Here is an 18,119-nt window from a genome sequence, read left to right on the forward strand (position 1 = left end):
TCTAACCACATTAAAAAAGCCGCTATTTAGCGGCTTTTCAGTGTCAAATAACTTTATATTTGTCTTTGATTAGAACGGGATATCGTCATCAAAGTCAATTGGTGGCTCCATTGGATTAGAAGCACTGCCTTGCTGCTGAGGTGCAAAACCGCCTTGAGGCTGTCCACTCTGCGCAGGTGCACTTTGAGATTGTCCACCGCCAAAGTTATTATTTTGCGGCTGAGGCGCACTTTGCTGAGGCGCTTGCTGCTGTGGTGCAAAACCGCCCTGCTGTGCTGCAGGCTGTTGACCATATTGCTGCTGATTATTTTGCTGAGGCGCAAAACCACCACCTTGCTGCTGTCCGTAACCACCTTGGTTACCGCCAGATTGATATTGACCACCTTGCTCATTACGGCCACCAAGCATTTGCATTTGACCGCCCATGTCTACGACGATCTCAGTTGTATACTTGTCTTGACCACTTTGATCGGTCCACTTACGCGTTTGCAAACGACCTTCAATATATACTTGTGAGCCCTTACGTAAGTATTCACCAGCCACTTCAGCTAATTTACCGAATAACACAACTCGGTGCCACTCAGTACGCTCTTGCAGCTGACCTGTGTTTTTGTCTTTCCAACTATCTGTGGTTGCAATACTAATGTTCGCTACACCGTTGCCGTTAGGCATATATCGAACTTCAGGATCTTGGCCTAGGTTACCTACCAAGATTACTTTATTCACACCGCGTGCCATGGCACCCTCTCCTCACACAATTACAAGCATTGCTTAATTTTACTCTCTATGAACGATTGTATACCGATTGCGCTTCGAATTCGACTTCTCATCGCACCTCGTTGCTCGTTATGAAGAATATAAAATTTGCTTCGCTTGGTTTAAATCAAATTTACTTTCATCCACTTTTAAATAAGCGCGATTTTCTTCACTGACTACAGTCGCCTCTAACACGCCCGGTAATGTGACCAGTTTTTCAGCAAGTGTTTGTGCATGCTGAGGTTTATCGAGTTCTGTTACAAAGCTCATGGCTTTACTACGTGGAGGGACTTGCATGCGCCATGCAATAGCCAGCCATATTAACCCAATTCCTGCTGCCGCAGCAAATACAGTTTGCGTCTCATAGTGCTGCGCTAGGTAGCCTCCCAATACGCCACCTAAAAAGGCACCTAAAAATTGTCCAGAGGAAAACACCCCCATTGCAGAGCCCTTTTGGTTTGCAGGTGAGATCCGAGAGACCAGTGCTGGCATGGTCGCTTCTAGGAAATTAAAAGCGATAAAATACAAGGTCATTGACAGTGCGATGCCCCACAGCGAATCAGACAACCATACCAGTAATAAAGTACTGATACTCAACATGGCAACAGCGCCTAAGAACACCTGTTTTTCTTTTTGTTTCTTGATTGCGATCATCATCATTGGCGCCATCAAAACAAACGCAAGTATCAATACCGGAATATATATTTGCCAATGAGACTGTGCATCTAGCCCGTCATCAATCAATTTCGCAGGCAAGACAACAAATAATGTAGTTAGGGTTAGATGCAACATTAATACGCCAAGATCTAAGCGTAATAATTGCGGGTGCTTAACCAGATTTTTAATATCGACCAGTGACGCAACCGTGTCGCCTTTAGGTGCTTTGTGCACCGCATTAGGCACCACAAACAAGACAATTAAGATGCCGACCACAGCCAATATCGCAGTCAGCCAGAAGACCCCAGCAATACCAAAAGCAGCAGCAACCATTGGGCCGACTAACATGGCCACAGCGAAACTCAAACCTATACACATGCCGATCACCGCCATCACTTTAGGTCGCTGCTCATCACGACTTAAATCAGATGCAAGCGCAAGCAAAGCGCTGGCAATAGCACCCATCCCCTGTAGCGCTCGGCCCGCCGTCACCCAGTAAATAGATTCCGCGGTTGCAGCAATAACAGAGCCAATTGCAAATACCACGAGACCGCCAATGATGATTGGTTTGCGGCCAAACTTATCTGACAGCCATCCCATTGGGATCTGTAAAAGTGCCTGTGTCAAACCATACGCACCAATAGCCAGTCCAATCCAAAGAGGCGAAACATCTTCGAATGAATCACTATAAATAGCCAATACTGGCATCAGCATAAACAAGCCGAGCATGCGAAAAGCAAAGACTCCCGCCAGTGAAAAAGCGGCGCGTTTTTCAATTTGGTTCAAAGATTGATTGGACATAAAGTAATGTAAAGTCAAACAGTAAAAAATCGCGAGCTAGTTTAGCAAAAACTCAGTCCAACTGATATTTTTTTAATATTTCACTAAACCGCCCAGTTTTATTCAACCTGTTATACGCGCTTACTAAGTGTTCTAGTTGCTTGTCAGACACACTTTTTTTACTAAATGCAAAATAGACCGGTGATTGATTCACCACCAGCGGTGCGATTTTTATGGTCATAAAATCAGGGTGATTGGTTGACTGAAAAATAATATTAAACTTTTCTTCTAAAAAGCCAGCAATACGCCCATGTTTGAGTAAACTGAGTTTAGTTTGATTATCAGGAACAAAGATAAATTGGGTTTCATCGCCTAACCGTTTGCGATACCGTTCGGTAAAAGTGCGCCCGTAAAAAGCGCCTTGCTGTATCGCGACAGGAACGGGTAAAGAAAACAAATCATCCATGCTATCAACGTCAAACAAGCGCTCTGCATTCATTGCGAACACTATGGTTTCCATGCGCTGAGGACCCACAAAATAGGCAAATTCCGTGCGTTCTTGCGTGCGGGTAACGCTGAGTACCAAGTCAATATTGCCCGCTTCGAGCATTTTCAATGAACGTCCCCATGGAATACTGACGAACTTATAACTGCACCCAGCCTCATCCAATAAGGCTTTGGCAAAATCAACATCCATTCCGTGCCAGCCCTTTTCTTCATCCAAACGAGATTGCGCGGCGTAATTTTCGAATCGCACCGTCATTTCGCATGCCCACAAAGGCGGTAGAAAAAAAAGACTCAAAAGCAAAAAACGCACTTGCACCACTCAGTAGGTGATATTCAAAAATAAGTTTAGTTGTTTATTTTTGCAAAAGCTTAATTTTGTATGTCGGATGCGCTAACATGCGCGCTTATTCCGTCTATTCTTGCAATCAACCTCAACGAGTGAGCCAGTACATGGCTTAGCACGTATCAAGGGTGGAATAACCGCAGCTTTTAGTATACTGTATGTGTATACAGCTACCCATAATTTAGTTTGCAAACCCTAAGCGTGATCACCTAGGTTAATTAAGTACGTATCAAAGAACACTCATTTCACAACGGTGAAATAGCAAACACCATAAATCGTGATATACGTACCAAATAATGGTTGCAAGCACATGAGATTCACATAAGGCCACTATGGATAAAATAGAAGTAAGAGGTGCGCGTACGCACAACCTCAAAGACATCTCTTTAACTATCCCAAGAGACAAGTTAATTGTTATTACTGGACTGTCTGGTTCAGGAAAATCTTCTCTTGCTTTCGATACGTTATACGCCGAAGGCCAAAGACGCTATGTCGAGTCTCTTTCCGCTTATGCAAGACAGTTTTTATCCTTGATGGAAAAACCCGATGTTGATCACATCGAAGGACTTTCTCCGGCTATCTCCATCGAACAAAAGTCTACGTCGCACAACCCACGCTCAACAGTGGGTACTATTACTGAGATCTACGACTATCTAAGACTGTTATTCGCCCGAGTCGGTGAGCCGCGCTGCCCAACACATGATCTGCCACTTAAAGCGCAAACAGTCAGCCAGATGGTAGATACAGCACTTGCTCAGCCAGAGGGCAGCAAACTTATGTTGCTCGCACCCGTGGTAAAAAACCGCAAAGGTGAACACGTAAAACTGTTGGAGCAGCTTGCCAGCCAAGGCTTTATCCGAGCACGTATTGATGGAGAGGTATGCGATCTCTCTGATCCACCCACATTGGAACTCCACAAAAAGCATACTATTGAAGTCGTCGTTGATCGCTTTAAAGTAAAAGACGGTCTACAGCAGCGACTCGCCGAGTCCTTTGAAACAGCACTTGAATTGGCTGATGGTATTGCGCAAATCGCCAGTATGGATGACCCGGATGCCGAAGATTTAATTTTTTCTGCCAACTTTGCCTGCCCAACCTGTGGCTATGCCATGACCGAGTTAGAACCTCGCCTGTTTTCATTTAATAACCCGGCAGGTGCGTGCCAAAGCTGTGATGGTTTAGGTGTAAGACAATATTTTGATCCCAATCGTGTCGTGCAAAACCCAGAGCTTAGTCTTGCAGGTGGCGCGATCAAGGGCTGGGACAAACGCAGCTTCTACTATTTTCAGATGCTGACGTCGGTTGCACAACATTACGGATTCGATTTAGACATTCCGTTTGGTGAGCTCCCTGCATCCGCACAAAAAGTCGTATTAGAAGGCTCTGGTAAAACGAAGATCGCATTTAGTTACCGCAATGATCGCGGAGACTTAATCACCCGCAATCATGAGTTTGAAGGCGTTTTAAATAATATGAATCGCCGTTATCACGAAACTGAGTCTACCTCAGTGCGTGAAGAGCTCGCTAAATACCAAACCAGCCAAGCCTGTCCTAGCTGTAATGGCTCGCGATTGAGAGAAGAAGCAAGACATGTATTTATTGGTGATACCAATCTACCGGTCGTGACTACCATGAGCATTGGCGAAGCATGTCAGTTCTTTGAAGATCTCACTTTGTCAGGTCAAAAAGCACAAATCGCAGAAAAGATACTCAAAGAGATCCGCGACAGACTGTCTTTCTTAATTAATGTGGGTCTGAACTATCTCTCACTCGAACGCAGTGCCGATACCCTATCAGGGGGTGAGGCGCAAAGGATCAGGCTGGCAAGCCAAATTGGTGCAGGTCTAGTTGGTGTCATGTACGTCCTCGATGAGCCTTCCATAGGCTTACATCAAAGAGATAACGACAGACTCCTTAGTACACTTACACATCTTCGTGATTTGGGTAATACGGTTATCGTAGTTGAACATGACGAAGATGCCATTCGCGCAGCTGATCACATTATCGATATTGGCCCAGGCGCAGGTGTGCACGGCGGCCATGTGGTTGCCGAAGGTTCTCGTGATGACATCATTGCAAACAAAGACTCGTTAACAGGTCAATACTTGGCGGGTACCAAGCAAATTGTTGTGCCACAGGAGCGCCACCAACCAAACGAAAAATGGTTAGAGCTCTTTGGAGCCACAGGGAATAACTTAAAAAATGTCGATTTGAAGATCCCATTCGGTTTGATGACGTGTGTCACAGGTGTATCTGGTTCTGGTAAATCAACACTGATCAACGACACGCTTTATAAGCTTGCACATCGCGCATTAAACGGTGCCACCGTGTCCGAGCCTGCACCGCATAAAGACATTCAAGGTTTGGATCATTTCGATAAAGTCATCGACATTGATCAAAGCCCAATTGGCCGCACACCACGTTCTAACCCAGCAACATATACTGGGATCTTCACCGCGATCCGAGAGTTGTTTGCTGGTACGCAAGAGGCACGCTCTCGCGGCTACAAAGTCGGACGCTTTAGCTTCAATGTAAAAGGCGGACGCTGTGAAGCCTGTCAGGGCGACGGCGTATTAAAAGTTGAAATGCACTTTTTACCGGATGTGTATGTCCCTTGTGATGTATGTACAGGCAAACGCTACAATCGTGAAACACTTGAGGTACTTTATAAAGGTAAAAACATTCATGAAGTGCTCGAGATGACGGTGGAAGATGCACGAGAGTTCTTTGATAAGATCCCAGCGATTAAACGCAAGCTGCAAACATTGATGGATGTTGGCTTGTCTTATATCCGACTTGGTCAAGCTGCAACAACACTCTCAGGTGGTGAAGCTCAGCGAGTTAAGTTGGCAAGAGAGCTCTCAAAGCGTGATACAGGTAAAACCCTATATATTCTTGATGAGCCAACTACAGGTTTGCATTTCCATGATATCCAACAATTATTGGTCGTCCTGCATCGCTTACGCGACCATGGCAATACCGTGGTCGTCATCGAGCATAACTTAGATGTGATCAAAACTGCGGACTGGATTGTCGATCTTGGCCCAGAGGGTGGTTCAGGTGGAGGGCAAATTTTAGTGTCAGGCACACCTGAAGACGTCGCGCAACACCCGCAATCACACACTGGTCGTTATCTTAGCCCTATGTTATAACTATCCAGTTGCAGTGGTAATACATTTACCACTGCAACTTAGTTTTAAACAGTAGGGAATTAAAATAACAATGAATCACCCCGCATGGACCACAGTTAAGCAAACAGCTAACAAGATCAGTGCCCCGTTTGAGCGTTTTTGGCACTCACTGAATACACCGCAAAGACTTTACTTCTCGTCCCTATTTATCAGTATCTACGCCATTATTTTTGCTAATCAAGACAATGCTGGCTGGTTTAACTTGGTAGCAGTGCTGGTACTGTGTGCCATGATCTACGAGTTTTGGCCAAAATTTTTAGTGTTTTGGGAAAGCTTGCCAGGCAAAGCGATTATTTTGCTCTTTTATGCCTTTATTGCTAACTATGCATTAGTGCAAGCCGCAGGCATGATCAATGACATTACGGGTGTCAGTTCAGATCCCCTGCCCTACAGTCACAACCTCAGTGTATTGCTCTCATTGCCAACCTGGTTTTTTCTCACCACCATCGTATTGCTGTTGCTCTTGCAAATTATTCAGCCGTTATATTTGTTCGCGCTGATATTATTGAGACCATTTGGCTTACACCGTATTTGGCAACCTATCGATTACAAATTCCCTGTCACCACTGGGCTATTACGCTTTATTTTTAGCTTATTTATTCTTGTACAAGTCGCTAACCTATTATCACATACAGGCTTGTCTGGCGGTGTAAACCAATTTCTCAGAGGGTGGTTTGAAATCATAAGTAACCAACCAGTTACTGTCGCAGTGTCAAATAATGAAACTCCGCAAACCAATGAAGTTAACCTCTTAAAAGTTGAGTCCGCAGAGAGCGTTGAGGAAGATCCGGACTTTGAAGCGTTTAAAGTGAGAATTTCAACCGTCAGTGAAAACACGGTTAAATACGAAACTCATTTAAAACGAATATTGGCGCACTTTATTTATGAATATGAAGCAGACTCGCATTCGCGCTGTGAGCATGCACCCGGCACACGCATCATAGAGTTAAATGATTATGAGATATTGCAAATCACCAAATTGGATGATGCCAATACCTTATCGAGCTACCAATACGATGTGCTTCCCTGTATTTCTGCAGCGCTGGGGCATCAATTTAAAACACACATTACCACCAAGTAACCCTTAGATGGCGCTGTTTATACAGCGCCACATGACCACTTTACAAAAGATACGCTGACAATGCCTCGCGCTCAGCATCACTTAAAAGCTCAGAAGACTTGCTTGCAAAATCATATCGCACCATAACTGTACGCCCTTCTGCGCAGCATTCACCGTGCTGCCAAGCTTGCTGCAAAATCACAAAAGAGCTATTTCCTAGCTTTTCAATCATGGTTTTGACTTCCACTTCTTGGCCATAAAAAAGCTCTCCTTTGAAGACAACTTCTACCTTGGCGACAATCAGTTTCCAGTTATGTGGATTTAAATCAGGTGTAAATATTTTGAAAATAGGTGCTCTAGCAGCTTCAAACCACACAGGGAGTACGGTATTGTTTATATGGCCAAGCACATCGGTTTCACTAAAGCGTGGCATGATTTTTTCTGTAAGCATAATAATTCTAATAACCTTTGAGGATTGAGATGACTGATTTTATTCGCGTTTATGACAATGCACTCAGTGCAGAGTTTTGCAACAAATTTATGCAAACCTTTGATGAAAGTCCACATTTAGCTCAAGGACAAACGTCTGGCGGCGTCGATCTCAGCAAAAAAGTCAGCCAAGATTTATATCTCAATAATCACCCTGAATATCAGAGTCAACTGCGCGAAATTGAACAAGCCACCTCAAAATATTTATTTGAATATATAGAAGAGCACTTTTTTATGATGCTTGGTGCATTTGGCTTGAATGTCTATCATCCGCAAACAGGCCAACCAGTCAACCTAACTATGGATAACTTTGAAGAGATCGGTAAACCGCAGCTGCCTATTTTGACGCAACAGCTATTTAGATTAGGACCCATTCAGGCACAAAAATATCCGGTTAACAAAGGCGGCTACCCATACTGGCACAGCGAGGTTTACCCACAGCTCCATCATAATGAAGCACTACACCGCGTATTGTTATTTATGTTTTATCTTAATGATGTGGAAGATGGCGGAGAAACCGAGTTTTTCTATCAAAATAAAAAGCTTGCCCCTAAGCAAGGCAGTATGGTGATTGCACCGAGTTACTTTACTCATACACACAGAGGCAACATGCCATTGTCCAATGACAAATATATCTTAACCTCTTGGGTGTTATTTCAAAGAGCTGAGCGTCTATACGGTGCACCACCGCAAAACGCCACCGCTTAATAAAGACTTATCTTCGGCCCTGTGTAAATGCTTGCCAATCTAGCATCAGGGCTTGAAAGTCTTCAAAACCGCATCCTGCAACAAGCCCATCTTCGTCTAGCTCTAAAAAATCATCCTCATACCGAGATAAATCAACATCATTTTGATACAAAGAATGCGCTTCAAACAGGGCTTCATCTTTAGATAAGATCAAACGGACTTCACGTCCTTCTATACGGATCTCATCCTGACTACTGACGATACTTTGCATTTGCTCAACAAAGGACTTTACATCGGCAATCGCCAGCTCTTCATTGAGCCAGCGCCCAACTAACGCATGCTCCTGTGACATTCGCACACGATAACCTGTGATTGGATCTCTAATAAACTGATATTCCATACTACTCATACTCACACTGGACAGTGTTTTATTATATCGCGGAATAACCTCAAATGGGCAAGGAATGACACACTAAAAAGTCCGTAATAAAGTCATGAAAAAATCCTTCATGCTCGTATAATGCACCTCTAATTCACTCGCACCGTTTTGCTATGACCCCAGTTGAAATTCTATTCCCCCTAATATTTTTAGTCCTTGCAGGGTTTGTATGTGGTAAAACCGGTTTTATAGCCACCAACCAACTTGAAGGGCTCAGACGCTTTATATTTTACTTGGCGATCCCCGTTTTTTTATTTCTTAATATGTACCAAGCTGATCTATCAAAGGTGGCATCTGCAAAACTATTACTGGCTTTTTATCTCCCTGTCGCGACCTGTTACTTCTTAGTGCTCTTTGCAAAATGGATGACACATAAAAATGCACTCAATGAAGCCGCCATGTGGGGATTAAGCGGCACCTACTCAAATACCGTACTGGTTGGTTTACCCTTAATTATTGCAGCGCTTGGCACTGATGCAGGTGCTATGGTATTTATGATCATCACCTTCCACAGCGCTTTGTTATTCGCGCTCAGCTTCCTATTCTCAAGTACGGTGAAGCAGTCCCTCATTGTTACCTTCAAACCCTTATTCATCAATCCCATTGTATTGAGTATTAGTCTTGGGCTGTTGCTAAATGCACTTGAGCTTTCTATTCCTAAATTAATGCTCTCTGGATTGGATTGGCTGGCCAAACCTGCTATTGCGGGGGCGCTGTTTGTTCTGGGGGTAAGTTTGGTGCAATATTCACTGCAACAAGCATGGCAAAGTGCACTCATTTTAAGCCTCGTGAAGCTGCTGCTTTTACCTGCCATGGTCTGGGGGTTTGCTTCTTGGCTCGCATTACCGACAATGCAGATCTCTGTGCTTACTTTAATGGCCGCATCCCCGCTGGGGGTCAATGCTTACCTTGTGGCTAGGCAACAAGCTTGTGCGCAAGCGACACTTGCCAGCAGCGTTGTCATGTCCACGCTACTAAGCCCATTGACTATGAGCCTTTGGCTTTATTGGCTAGTCCTTTAAGGTCTGTCTGGTTGATACAATTCGACGGGGAGATAGGGATGTTTAAATAATTGATTAGGCTCAGGTGCATGGCGATATCCACGCAACTGAGCTGACTTAGAAAAGTAAAATCGAGTGGTGTAAGTTACTCTCTAGAAGAGTACTTAGCAGCGTCGATGATCGCCCATAAATGAACAACCGCTGCAATAATTGCTGGCACCACTAAAAACCATAACGCGTAGCCACCAAACGTAATAATCGCAAAAATAAGCGCAGCCAAAATACGGCCTTGAACTAACTGACCTAAACCAGGAAAAAATATATTACATATTGCTGCAATAACATTACCGCCAGAACCTTGTCCTGCCATAAATACCTCTCTTTGTTGTATGTTTATTCCAATAACATTACATTGTGACAGAGTTTACAGAAGCTCCATGCTTCATTCACTATAAACAATATTAACCACAATACGTGCCACATTTATTAATTCAATTATATCAACAACTTAAATATTAAAAAATAAAATTAGCTGATTTTATTTAGTCTAAAACACTAACTATTAGTGATTGCGTTAGTTATATTATCAAATATGACCATATCAGCTTAGCACGCCCACTATGCAGCAAAGCACTTTGTAGGTCGAATAATAAAAACAGGATTTTTCACATGCTAAATAAGATCACCCGACCACTGAGCAATGTTGTTGAACGCTATCTGCCAGATCCCTTTGTTTTTGTCATCATCCTCACCCTATTTGTGATGCTAATGGCAACTCTTTTCACCCCAACTGCGCCCAATGAGGTTATTGAAATCTGGGGGGCTGGACTTTGGAATTTGCTCACCTTCGCCATGCAAATGCTCTTAGTATTAATCGCAGGCTTTATGCTTGCCAATACACCGCTATGCGGCAAACTCCTCTCCAGATTAGCACAATGTGCAAAGTCACCAGGCCAAGCCATCTTGCTTGTCACTGTTGTATCCATGTTCGCAAGCTGGCTCAATTGGGGGTTTGGACTCGTCGTCGGCGCGTTATTTGCCAAAGCACTGGCTCGCCAGATTGAGGTCGATTATCGTGTCCTCGTCGCCAGCGCCTATTCAGGGTTTATCGTTTGGCATGGCGGACTTGCAGGCTCCGTGCCCTTAACAGTTGCTTCAGAGGGACATTTTGCCCAGTCTCAAATTGGCATTTTAACGACCGAACAAACGATTTTTTCGTACTTTAACCTCATCTTGCTCGCAGTCATGTTGATCATATTACCCTTGTTGAACCGCGCCATGTTACCGCCTAAAAAAGAACAAATTTTTATCGATAGGGAAAAGTTACACTCAGCACTTCAATCATCGGTTAAAACTAATTTAACCCCAGCTGAGCGCCTAGAGCATAGTCCTTTACTTGGCGGGATCATAGGGCTCATTGGTTGTGGCTATTTAGGCTATTATTTTATGGTGGAAAATGGCGGACTAAACCTTAATATCATCATCGCACTGTTTTTATTTCTGGCGATCCTCTTACATGGCTCAGCTGCAAACACCCTCAATGCGTTACAAGAAGCCATCAAAGGCGGTGCAGGTATTGTGATCCAATTCCCATTTTATGCTGGCATTATGGCCATTATGGTTAAAACCGGTCTTGCAGAGCAGATTTCAGCGGGGTTCGTCTCTATCAGTAGCGCACAAAGTCTGCCATTTTGGAGCTTTTTAAGTGCAGGGTTAGTCAATATCTTTGTTCCTTCTGGCGGCGGCCAATGGGCTGTTCAAGCGCCCATTGTCATTCCTGCAGCGCAAGCGCTAGAAGCAGATATTGCTCGTGTTGCCATGGCAGTGGCGTGGGGAGATGCGTGGACTAACCTGATCCAGCCATTTTGGGCATTACCTGTGCTTGCCATAGCGGGATTAAAGGCGCGAGATATTATGGGGTTTTGCCTGTTACAACTGGTTGTAACAGGCGTTATTATCGCCGCGATTTTGACTTTCGTTTAGCTGGATAACACTTTAACTGGCAGGCTCAGGATCACATTATCTGAGTCTGCAAAGTGCCACATCACAGCAATATGACCAACAGCGACCAAGACATAAAGTGCTGCGGATACAATTTGACCATATCTATCGAGGGGCAATAAATGCGTGTGATGCCTGCTGCGCCATTCCAATAAGATCTCCACACTACCGATAAAAATAAAAAACGCCAGCAGCATTAAGCCAAACTCATAACTTATCCATAACCCCAATGCCAATCCGCCTAAGCAGGCTAATAGCCCCATCCAAGAACGCATCGAAAAGCTAATGCTTTTTAATACATGCCCCCCGTCGAGTGGCAAAATAGGAAGTAAATTAAATAGGTTAAGTAGCGCACTTAACACCGCGACCCCAGCAAAGATCTCTGCACCAGTTACATAGTATAAAACCACACCCAGCACAGAGGTAAAGAGGCCAAAAGCAGGCCCCATCAAAGAAATGATCACATCTTGCCAGCGCGTAGTCATCTTGTCTTCACTCATTGCTAAGCCCCCGACAAACGGGATCAAATAGAAACCTTTGGTTTTAAGTCCAAAGTATTTCATTGCTCTGACATGGCCATATTCATGCACCACTAAACAGGCCACCAGCATTAACGCAAACTGCCAAGAGAACAACCATGCATAGCCCGCGACTGACGCGCCGAGCAGTGCCGCTTTTATCACTTTGGCACTTTTAAATAATTTAAATCCCAGTGCAGCTAAACCGAGCCAATTGCCGCGCTGCTGCGCTGTTGCAAGTGGCACCTCTATCCATTGCCAAGGCGCATTGTCAACCGACACAGCCAGCGCATTGGCATTTAACTCCGATGTATCCAGTTGTAATTGATGCCCATCTAATTCAACTCTCAGCTGGTGCGCTCCATGCTCTTCTATGGGCACTGACTGCTGCTCTTTATACACTTGTATTACTTTGTGCTGATGTATCATCACCGATACCATCATGCTTCCGATAGGAAGTTCAATTCTTGTCATCACGCTCACGACATTGTGAAATTTTTCCTATTATCACTAATTCGCAGTGTCTATTGAAGAGAGATTGAGTGAATTATTGCTAAGTTGTACTACGCTTATGGTGTAAAACAGACACACTCTCTGATCTGTTTGCAATAATTTGGTCATACTTGTAAATCAAGTAAGATAATAGCTTTCTAATCTTAGCGAGCAACTGTGAAATTCAGCCCTAGGGACAGGAAATTATGAACAACCGTAGCCGACGCATACTTGTTGTAGATGACTCTCAAGCAATTTTAATCGTGATGCAAGCTATCCTCTCTGAGCTTGATGTCGAACACATTACGGCGGTCGACAGTGCAACAAAAGCGCTCGAAAAAATAAAACAATCCCCCTACCCTTTTGATGCCATTTTTACCGACCTTAATATGCCCGAAATGGATGGTATGGAGTTTATTCGTCATCTCGGTGAGATACATTATCCAGGTGGCATTATCATCATCTCAGAAATGGAAAATCGCATCATAGATCTTGCGGCTAATTTAGCTAGACAACATTGCACACACTTAATCGGCAATATCGCTAAACCAGTCCAACTCCTCGATGTCGAAAGAAATTTAAAAAAATTAGATAGCTTTGTCGGCACAGAAGAAGCATACGAGCAGCCGATCACGGAAGATAAATTACTCGAAGCCATTAGCCAGCATGAGATCACCCCGTTTTATCAACCCAAGGTTCACCGTGGTACCAAGCAGATTAAAAGCATTGAAGTACTGGCCCGTATCGTCTCCAAAGATCAAGGGCAAGTCATGCTACCCAAGCGCTTTATTGGTGTGGCAGAAGATCTCGATCTGGTTAACTTACTGACTTTTCAACTTTTCGAAAAAGCGGCTACAGAATTTCAGTTGATCAGAAATGAATTAAATTATCCTTTCAAGCTGGCATTTAACCTCTCGCCCATCCAGCTCAATGACACCAGCTGTCCAGATAAATTAGCTTTAATCTTAGAACTAAACCGCTTAAAACCACAAGAAGTCATTGTTGAAATCACCGAAAACCAGCCGATTGTCACCAGCTTGCAATTAGAGACCATCAATCGCCTACGTTTACGGGGTTTTGACCTCGCCCTAGATGACTTTGGTACCGGGTTTACCAATATTCACCAATTAAAGACATTGCCATTCACTGAAATAAAAATTGACCGCTCTTTAATTACCTACATTGAATCAGATCGCTTTTCTCAGGTGCTGGTCGATAGCTTGATAGACATTGCTCAAAACGAGCAACTCGATATTGTCGCAGAAGGCATTGAACGAATAGAAGAGTTACAGTACTTAGAGCGATATAAGTTTAGTTTGTTGATGCAGGGCTATTTGATCAGTAGACCAAAAGCCCTGTCAGAGTTTGTGCGCTGGATACACTCTTGGCAGAGAATGATTAACTCGAACCCCTAATGATTAATGCGCAACGAGTCAGATATTACTTCTTATCTTGCTCATCTGATTCGTTTTCAGTGACAATGAGATGGCTGTGATTATCAACACGTTGCTGCCATTTTTGTTTTGCAGCGGCTTGCATGTCGCTGGTTTGCTCACGCTCATCAACAATGTCCATTCCCATCAACGATTCAAGTAAATCTTCAAGCGTTACAATACCTTGAATATCGCCATATTCATCGACAACTAGCGCAATATGAATGCGCTTTTCCAACAAGGTTTGGAACAAGCTAGGGGCTGCTAAGGTTTCTGGTACCGTATACAGCGGCTTCATTAATTTGCTGATCTTATACTCTTCACCCAACCTGTGGTAAGCCAGCATAATGTCATTTTTATGTACAAAGCCCACAATGTCGTCACTGTTCTGATCAAATACCAGCACACGAGAAAATGATACTGAACCATGATCAGCAAGATAGTCATGTACTGTCATATCTTTATGTACTTTGAATAGTACCGTTCTGGGTGTCATCAGGTTTTCTAATTTGGCATGTCTAAATTGCAGCAAGCTACGAATTGTTGCAGATTCTTCAGCCTGCAGTGCACCAGCTTGAGAGCCCATTTCTGCCATAGCTTCTATTTCTTGACGAATATAAATGGACTCGTCGCCCTTCTTACCAATTAGCTTAGTCAATTGATCAGACATCCATACGAACGGTTTTAACAAGCGTACCATCCATACCAGTGCAAAGCTGACACTCGGTGTCAGTGCACGCCAGTATGTTGCACCAAGTGTTTTTGGGATAATTTCAGATAATACCAATACCAATAAGGTCATCACTGCCGATGCAATACCTACAGCCGCATCACCAAAGACAACGGCAGCTTGCGCACCAACCCCCGCAGCACCTGCAGTGTGTGCAACAGTGTTAAGCGTCAAAATAGCCGCTAAAGGTTTATCAATATTTTCTTTTAACTTCTGTACTCGTGATGCCAAAGTCGGGTTTTGTTGCTTCATCATCCCAACATGACTTGGCGTAATACTCAGTAGTACCGCCTCCATTACCGAACACAAAAAAGAAATCGCGATAGCTAATAACATGTAGCTAATTAACAAAAACAAGGTCTACTCCTCACGTGAAAACCATTCACTTATATCATAGCTGTACAGCATTTAATCGCACAGCGCATAGCATTCTTTATGAATATGTTATATTACCGCATATTATTTACCTACAATAGGCGCATACTATGAAATTTAAGTCCGCGGTCACTTTACTATTTTCCGCAATAGCTACGCAACTCAGCGCAGCGCCAATCGATCCTCAGCACATACAATTTATTGGTCCGATTGGTCAAAATATTCAAACTAAACCGCATCATACCGGGCACCAATCAGCCATAGTCAATACGCTAATCAATAAACTCAGTGCAGATAATACCTCTTTAGAGGTCTTTGGTGAGCGCGTTAAGTGGCAACCGCTTGCTGATGTCAATGCGTTAACAATGGGTGGACTCCAGGCACTCAAACTTGAGTTTTCTACAACACGATTTGTACAAGGTAAACTGACTCTAGCGGGTATCGAAAAAGCCCATGTATTTTTAAATGGTCAACAGATTGATGGAAAAAGCACCTATCAGCTCAATGCTGTGACTGGTGACCACCAACTACTTATCGTCGCAGAGCAAGTCAGTGACTGGAAAAAAGTAGCGGTTGATTTTGCTGGCACTGCCGAGCACGACCAACTTAACTTTACCAACAAAAGTACTAAGGCACTCTCTGCCAAGCAACTTTTCGATGCACCGACAATCAGTGCTATCTCAGTCTCACCTGATGCAAATTACTATGTTGCCACTCAACAGCATTATCAGGATAACAAAGGCAATAGCGCACTACGTGATACCGTACTTTACAATGAAGATGGTGACATTATTTATCGCCTAAACGGAGTGAGAGCTAACGCCGTAAACTGGAGAACGGACTCTAAAGTTGCCGTCTTTGTACAAAACAAGCAATTAAAAACGCTCGACGTTAAGACCCTGAAAGAGACCGTCATCGCGGAAGATTTAGACGGAGCCAGCGGGTTTAAATACTTTAATGACAATACCTTAATCTTTTCATGGACCAAAACAGCGCCAAAAGGCGATAAGATTGTAAAACATTACAAAGGGTTAGAAGACCGCTGGTCATATGCGCGTAACATTACCCAAGTGTATTTAATGGATATCAGCACGGGGCTTATTCAGGCTGTGACTGAACATGAACTCAGCCACTCTCTGGAAGATTTTGACGCTAAAAATAACCGTATTCTGACCACACGCTCACCAAAGTATTATGCTGCACCAGCACACTACATGACAGAGCTGGTTGAATTTGATCTCAATACAAATAGCAGCAAAGTACTTGGTCAGTACGGTACTTTTAACGATGCTCGTTATGGTAACGATGGCATTTATGTCACTGCAGGTGCCGAGTTTGGCAATGGTGCAGGCCGCACGCTTGATGAAGGCGTATTGGCAAACAACTATGATACTCAGCTCTTTTGGATGAACACCCAGGGCACTGATATCAAACCACTAAGCAAACAGTTTGACCCTTCTATTGAGTCATTCAAAGTCCTTAACAATGGTGATCTTGTACTAAAAGCGGTAGATGAAGATCGTAAAAAACTGTATTTATTTGATGAAAGTAAAAATAAATTCAAATCGCTAAAAACCAAAATAGACGTTGTTGACAAGTACAGCGTCGCTGATAAACGCAGCCCTGTCGTCATTGCAGCGGGTACTACGGCATCAACACCACAAAAACTTGTGCAATTAAACGTAAAAAACAATCGTGTAAGCACACTTTGGGACTCTCAGCCAATCGCTTATAAACAAGCTGAAATTGCAACACTTGAAGAGTTTAACTTCACTAATTCAGCTGGCACTGAAATTAAAGGTCGTGTCTATATCCCACACGGCTTAGATAAAAATAAGCAGCACCCAGCGCTTATTTACTACTATGGTGGCACATCACCGGTTTCTCGTGGATTTACGGGCCGCTATCCATTTAACTTCTGGGCGACCAACGGCTATGTTGTTTATGTATTACAACCGTCAGGTGCAACAGGTTTTGGTCAAGACTTCTCAGCAAAACATGTCAATGACTGGGGCAACAGAGCAGCTGATGACATCATTGAGGGCACCAACGCATTCTTAGACGCTTATCAGTTTGTTGATAAAAATCGTTTGGGTAATCTAGGCGCCTCTTATGGTGGCTTTATGACAATGACTTTGGCGACCAAAACTGACATGTTCAGCGCATCAATTTCACATGCTGGTATTTCTAATCTGACTTCATATTGGGGTCACGGTTGGTGGGGTTACCTGTACTCTGCTGAGGCATCAAAGCACAGCTACCCTTGGAATAACAGCAAGCTTTACAGCCAACAAAGCCCTGTATTCAATGCTGACAAAGTAAAAACGCCATTACTCTTGATCCATGGTGATGCTGACGTCAACGTCCCAGTTGGCGAAAGTCATATCATGTACACAGCGCTAAAAATGTTAAATCAAGACGTCGAGCTGATTGAATATAAAGGTGCTGATCATCAGATCTTCGCCAGAGACCGTCGTTTCCAATGGTGGGACACCATGCTCGCTTACTTTGATAAGCACCTAAAAGATGAGCCACAGTGGTGGCAACACATGTATGGTAAATAAAATCTTGTAGCAGCACTTTAGTGCTGCTATTTTTTTATGTGCAAGTAATAAAAAGCTAGAACTATTTCATTATTTTTAAAAAGTGACTAAATAGCA

Annotated in this window: 15 protein-coding genes; 7 read left to right on the forward strand and 8 right to left on the reverse strand. The window is 43.6% G+C overall.

The genetic code is table 11. The features are described from left to right. Positions 1–69: 69 nt before the first annotated feature. From ssb to AC2CZC_RS04640, 3 genes are all read right to left on the reverse strand, one after another. Positions 70–738, reverse strand: coding sequence for a single-stranded DNA-binding protein (gene ssb, locus AC2CZC_RS04630; RefSeq protein ID WP_063361360.1), 669 nt, complete (start codon positions 736–738; stop codon positions 70–72). Positions 739–846: 108 nt separating this feature from the next. Next, positions 847–2,214 (reverse strand): MFS transporter, encoded by a 1,368-nt coding sequence (locus tag AC2CZC_RS04635; RefSeq protein ID WP_063361359.1) that lies wholly within the window; start codon positions 2,212–2,214, stop codon positions 847–849. Positions 2,215–2,266: 52 nt separating this feature from the next. Then, the gene (locus tag AC2CZC_RS04640) at positions 2,267–2,956 is read right to left on the reverse strand and encodes a substrate-binding periplasmic protein (protein WP_484583984.1); all 690 of its coding nucleotides are present in this window, start codon (positions 2,954–2,956) and stop codon (positions 2,267–2,269) included. Between the two features lie 419 nt (positions 2,957–3,375). Here AC2CZC_RS04640 and uvrA point away from each other — a divergent pair, with 419 nt between their 5' ends. Both uvrA and AC2CZC_RS04650 read left to right on the forward strand, forming a co-directional pair. After that, positions 3,376–6,195, forward strand: a complete 2,820-nt coding sequence (uvrA, locus tag AC2CZC_RS04645) for an excinuclease ABC subunit UvrA (protein WP_484583985.1) — start codon at positions 3,376–3,378, stop codon at positions 6,193–6,195. Positions 6,196–6,265: 70 nt separating this feature from the next. Beyond that, the gene (locus tag AC2CZC_RS04650) at positions 6,266–7,315 is read left to right on the forward strand and encodes a hypothetical protein (RefSeq protein WP_484583986.1); all 1,050 of its coding nucleotides are present in this window, start codon (positions 6,266–6,268) and stop codon (positions 7,313–7,315) included. 40 nt (positions 7,316–7,355) lie between these two features. On the opposite strand, the gene AC2CZC_RS04655 is transcribed toward AC2CZC_RS04650, so the two are convergent. After that, the gene (locus tag AC2CZC_RS04655) at positions 7,356–7,745 is read right to left on the reverse strand and encodes an acyl-CoA thioesterase (protein WP_063361355.1); all 390 of its coding nucleotides are present in this window, start codon (positions 7,743–7,745) and stop codon (positions 7,356–7,358) included. Positions 7,746–7,774: 29 nt separating this feature from the next. Here AC2CZC_RS04655 and AC2CZC_RS04660 point away from each other — a divergent pair, with 29 nt between their 5' ends. After that, positions 7,775–8,491 carry a 2OG-Fe(II) oxygenase gene (locus AC2CZC_RS04660; RefSeq protein WP_237138057.1) on the forward strand — a complete coding sequence of 239 codons (717 nt, stop codon included), beginning with the start codon at positions 7,775–7,777 and terminating at the stop codon, positions 8,489–8,491. A 7-nt stretch (positions 8,492–8,498) separates the two neighbouring features. Here AC2CZC_RS04660 and AC2CZC_RS04665 read toward each other — a convergent pair whose 3' ends face one another. After that, on the reverse strand, positions 8,499–8,870 hold the full coding sequence (locus AC2CZC_RS04665; protein WP_484583987.1) for a YacL family protein: 372 nt from the start codon (positions 8,868–8,870) through the stop codon (positions 8,499–8,501). Positions 8,871–9,022: 152 nt separating this feature from the next. On the opposite strand from AC2CZC_RS04665, the gene AC2CZC_RS04670 reads away from it, so the two are divergent. After that, a complete protein-coding gene (locus AC2CZC_RS04670; protein WP_484583988.1) occupies positions 9,023–9,931 on the forward strand; it encodes an AEC family transporter in 909 nt (302 codons plus the stop codon). Between the two features lie 124 nt (positions 9,932–10,055). On the opposite strand, the gene AC2CZC_RS04675 is transcribed toward AC2CZC_RS04670, so the two are convergent. After that, positions 10,056–10,280 carry a hypothetical protein gene (locus AC2CZC_RS04675; protein WP_063361351.1) on the reverse strand — a complete coding sequence of 75 codons (225 nt, stop codon included), beginning with the start codon at positions 10,278–10,280 and terminating at the stop codon, positions 10,056–10,058. Between the two features lie 299 nt (positions 10,281–10,579). On the opposite strand from AC2CZC_RS04675, the gene AC2CZC_RS04680 reads away from it, so the two are divergent. Then, the gene (locus AC2CZC_RS04680; protein ID WP_484583989.1) at positions 10,580–11,893 is read left to right on the forward strand and encodes a short-chain fatty acid transporter; all 1,314 of its coding nucleotides are present in this window, start codon (positions 10,580–10,582) and stop codon (positions 11,891–11,893) included. Here the strand turns inward: AC2CZC_RS04680 and AC2CZC_RS04685 are convergent. Beyond that, a complete protein-coding gene (locus AC2CZC_RS04685) occupies positions 11,890–12,903 on the reverse strand; it encodes a site-2 protease family protein (RefSeq protein ID WP_484583990.1) in 1,014 nt (337 codons plus the stop codon). The genes AC2CZC_RS04680 and AC2CZC_RS04685 overlap by 4 nt on opposite strands. 224 nt (positions 12,904–13,127) lie before the next feature. Here AC2CZC_RS04685 and AC2CZC_RS04690 point away from each other — a divergent pair, with 224 nt between their 5' ends. Next, positions 13,128–14,336 carry an EAL domain-containing response regulator gene (locus AC2CZC_RS04690; RefSeq protein WP_484583991.1) on the forward strand — a complete coding sequence of 403 codons (1,209 nt, stop codon included), beginning with the start codon at positions 13,128–13,130 and terminating at the stop codon, positions 14,334–14,336. A gap of 25 nt (positions 14,337–14,361) precedes the next feature. Here AC2CZC_RS04690 and AC2CZC_RS04695 read toward each other — a convergent pair whose 3' ends face one another. After that, positions 14,362–15,441, reverse strand: coding sequence for a hemolysin family protein (locus AC2CZC_RS04695; protein ID WP_063361347.1), 1,080 nt, complete (start codon positions 15,439–15,441; stop codon positions 14,362–14,364). Positions 15,442–15,569: 128 nt separating this feature from the next. Between AC2CZC_RS04695 and AC2CZC_RS04700 the strand changes: the two genes are divergently transcribed. Beyond that, positions 15,570–18,023: an alpha/beta hydrolase family protein gene (locus AC2CZC_RS04700; RefSeq protein ID WP_484583992.1), complete on the forward strand. Its 2,454-nt coding sequence runs from the start codon at positions 15,570–15,572 to the stop codon at positions 18,021–18,023. Positions 18,024–18,119 lie beyond the last annotated feature (96 nt).

This window comes from Pseudoalteromonas sp. MMG033 (genome assembly GCF_057197785.1).

Excerpts from the sequence above, each read along its gene's own strand:
- AC2CZC_RS04665 (WP_484583987.1), bottom strand. The coding sequence starts at position 8,870 with ATGGAATATCAGTTTATTAGAGATCCAATCACAGGTTATCGTGTGCGA.
- AC2CZC_RS04690 (WP_484583991.1), top strand. The coding sequence starts at position 13,128 with ATGAACAACCGTAGCCGACGCATACTTGTTGTAGATGACTCTCAAGCA.
- AC2CZC_RS04650 (WP_484583986.1), top strand. The coding sequence starts at position 6,266 with ATGAATCACCCCGCATGGACCACAGTTAAGCAAACAGCTAACAAGATC.
- ssb (WP_063361360.1), bottom strand. The coding sequence starts at position 738 with ATGGCACGCGGTGTGAATAAAGTAATCTTGGTAGGTAACCTAGGCCAA.
- AC2CZC_RS04660 (WP_237138057.1), top strand. The coding sequence starts at position 7,775 with ATGACTGATTTTATTCGCGTTTATGACAATGCACTCAGTGCAGAGTTT.
- AC2CZC_RS04700 (WP_484583992.1), top strand. The coding sequence starts at position 15,570 with ATGAAATTTAAGTCCGCGGTCACTTTACTATTTTCCGCAATAGCTACG.
- AC2CZC_RS04685 (WP_484583990.1), bottom strand. The coding sequence starts at position 12,903 with ATGACAAGAATTGAACTTCCTATCGGAAGCATGATGGTATCGGTGATG.
- AC2CZC_RS04680 (WP_484583989.1), top strand. The coding sequence starts at position 10,580 with ATGCTAAATAAGATCACCCGACCACTGAGCAATGTTGTTGAACGCTAT.
- AC2CZC_RS04670 (WP_484583988.1), top strand. The coding sequence starts at position 9,023 with ATGACCCCAGTTGAAATTCTATTCCCCCTAATATTTTTAGTCCTTGCA.
- AC2CZC_RS04655 (WP_063361355.1), bottom strand. The coding sequence starts at position 7,745 with ATGCTTACAGAAAAAATCATGCCACGCTTTAGTGAAACCGATGTGCTT.
- uvrA (WP_484583985.1), top strand. The coding sequence starts at position 3,376 with ATGGATAAAATAGAAGTAAGAGGTGCGCGTACGCACAACCTCAAAGAC.
- AC2CZC_RS04640 (WP_484583984.1), bottom strand. The coding sequence starts at position 2,956 with ATGACGGTGCGATTCGAAAATTACGCCGCGCAATCTCGTTTGGATGAA.
- AC2CZC_RS04675 (WP_063361351.1), bottom strand. The coding sequence starts at position 10,280 with ATGGCAGGACAAGGTTCTGGCGGTAATGTTATTGCAGCAATATGTAAT.
- AC2CZC_RS04635 (WP_063361359.1), bottom strand. The coding sequence starts at position 2,214 with ATGTCCAATCAATCTTTGAACCAAATTGAAAAACGCGCCGCTTTTTCA.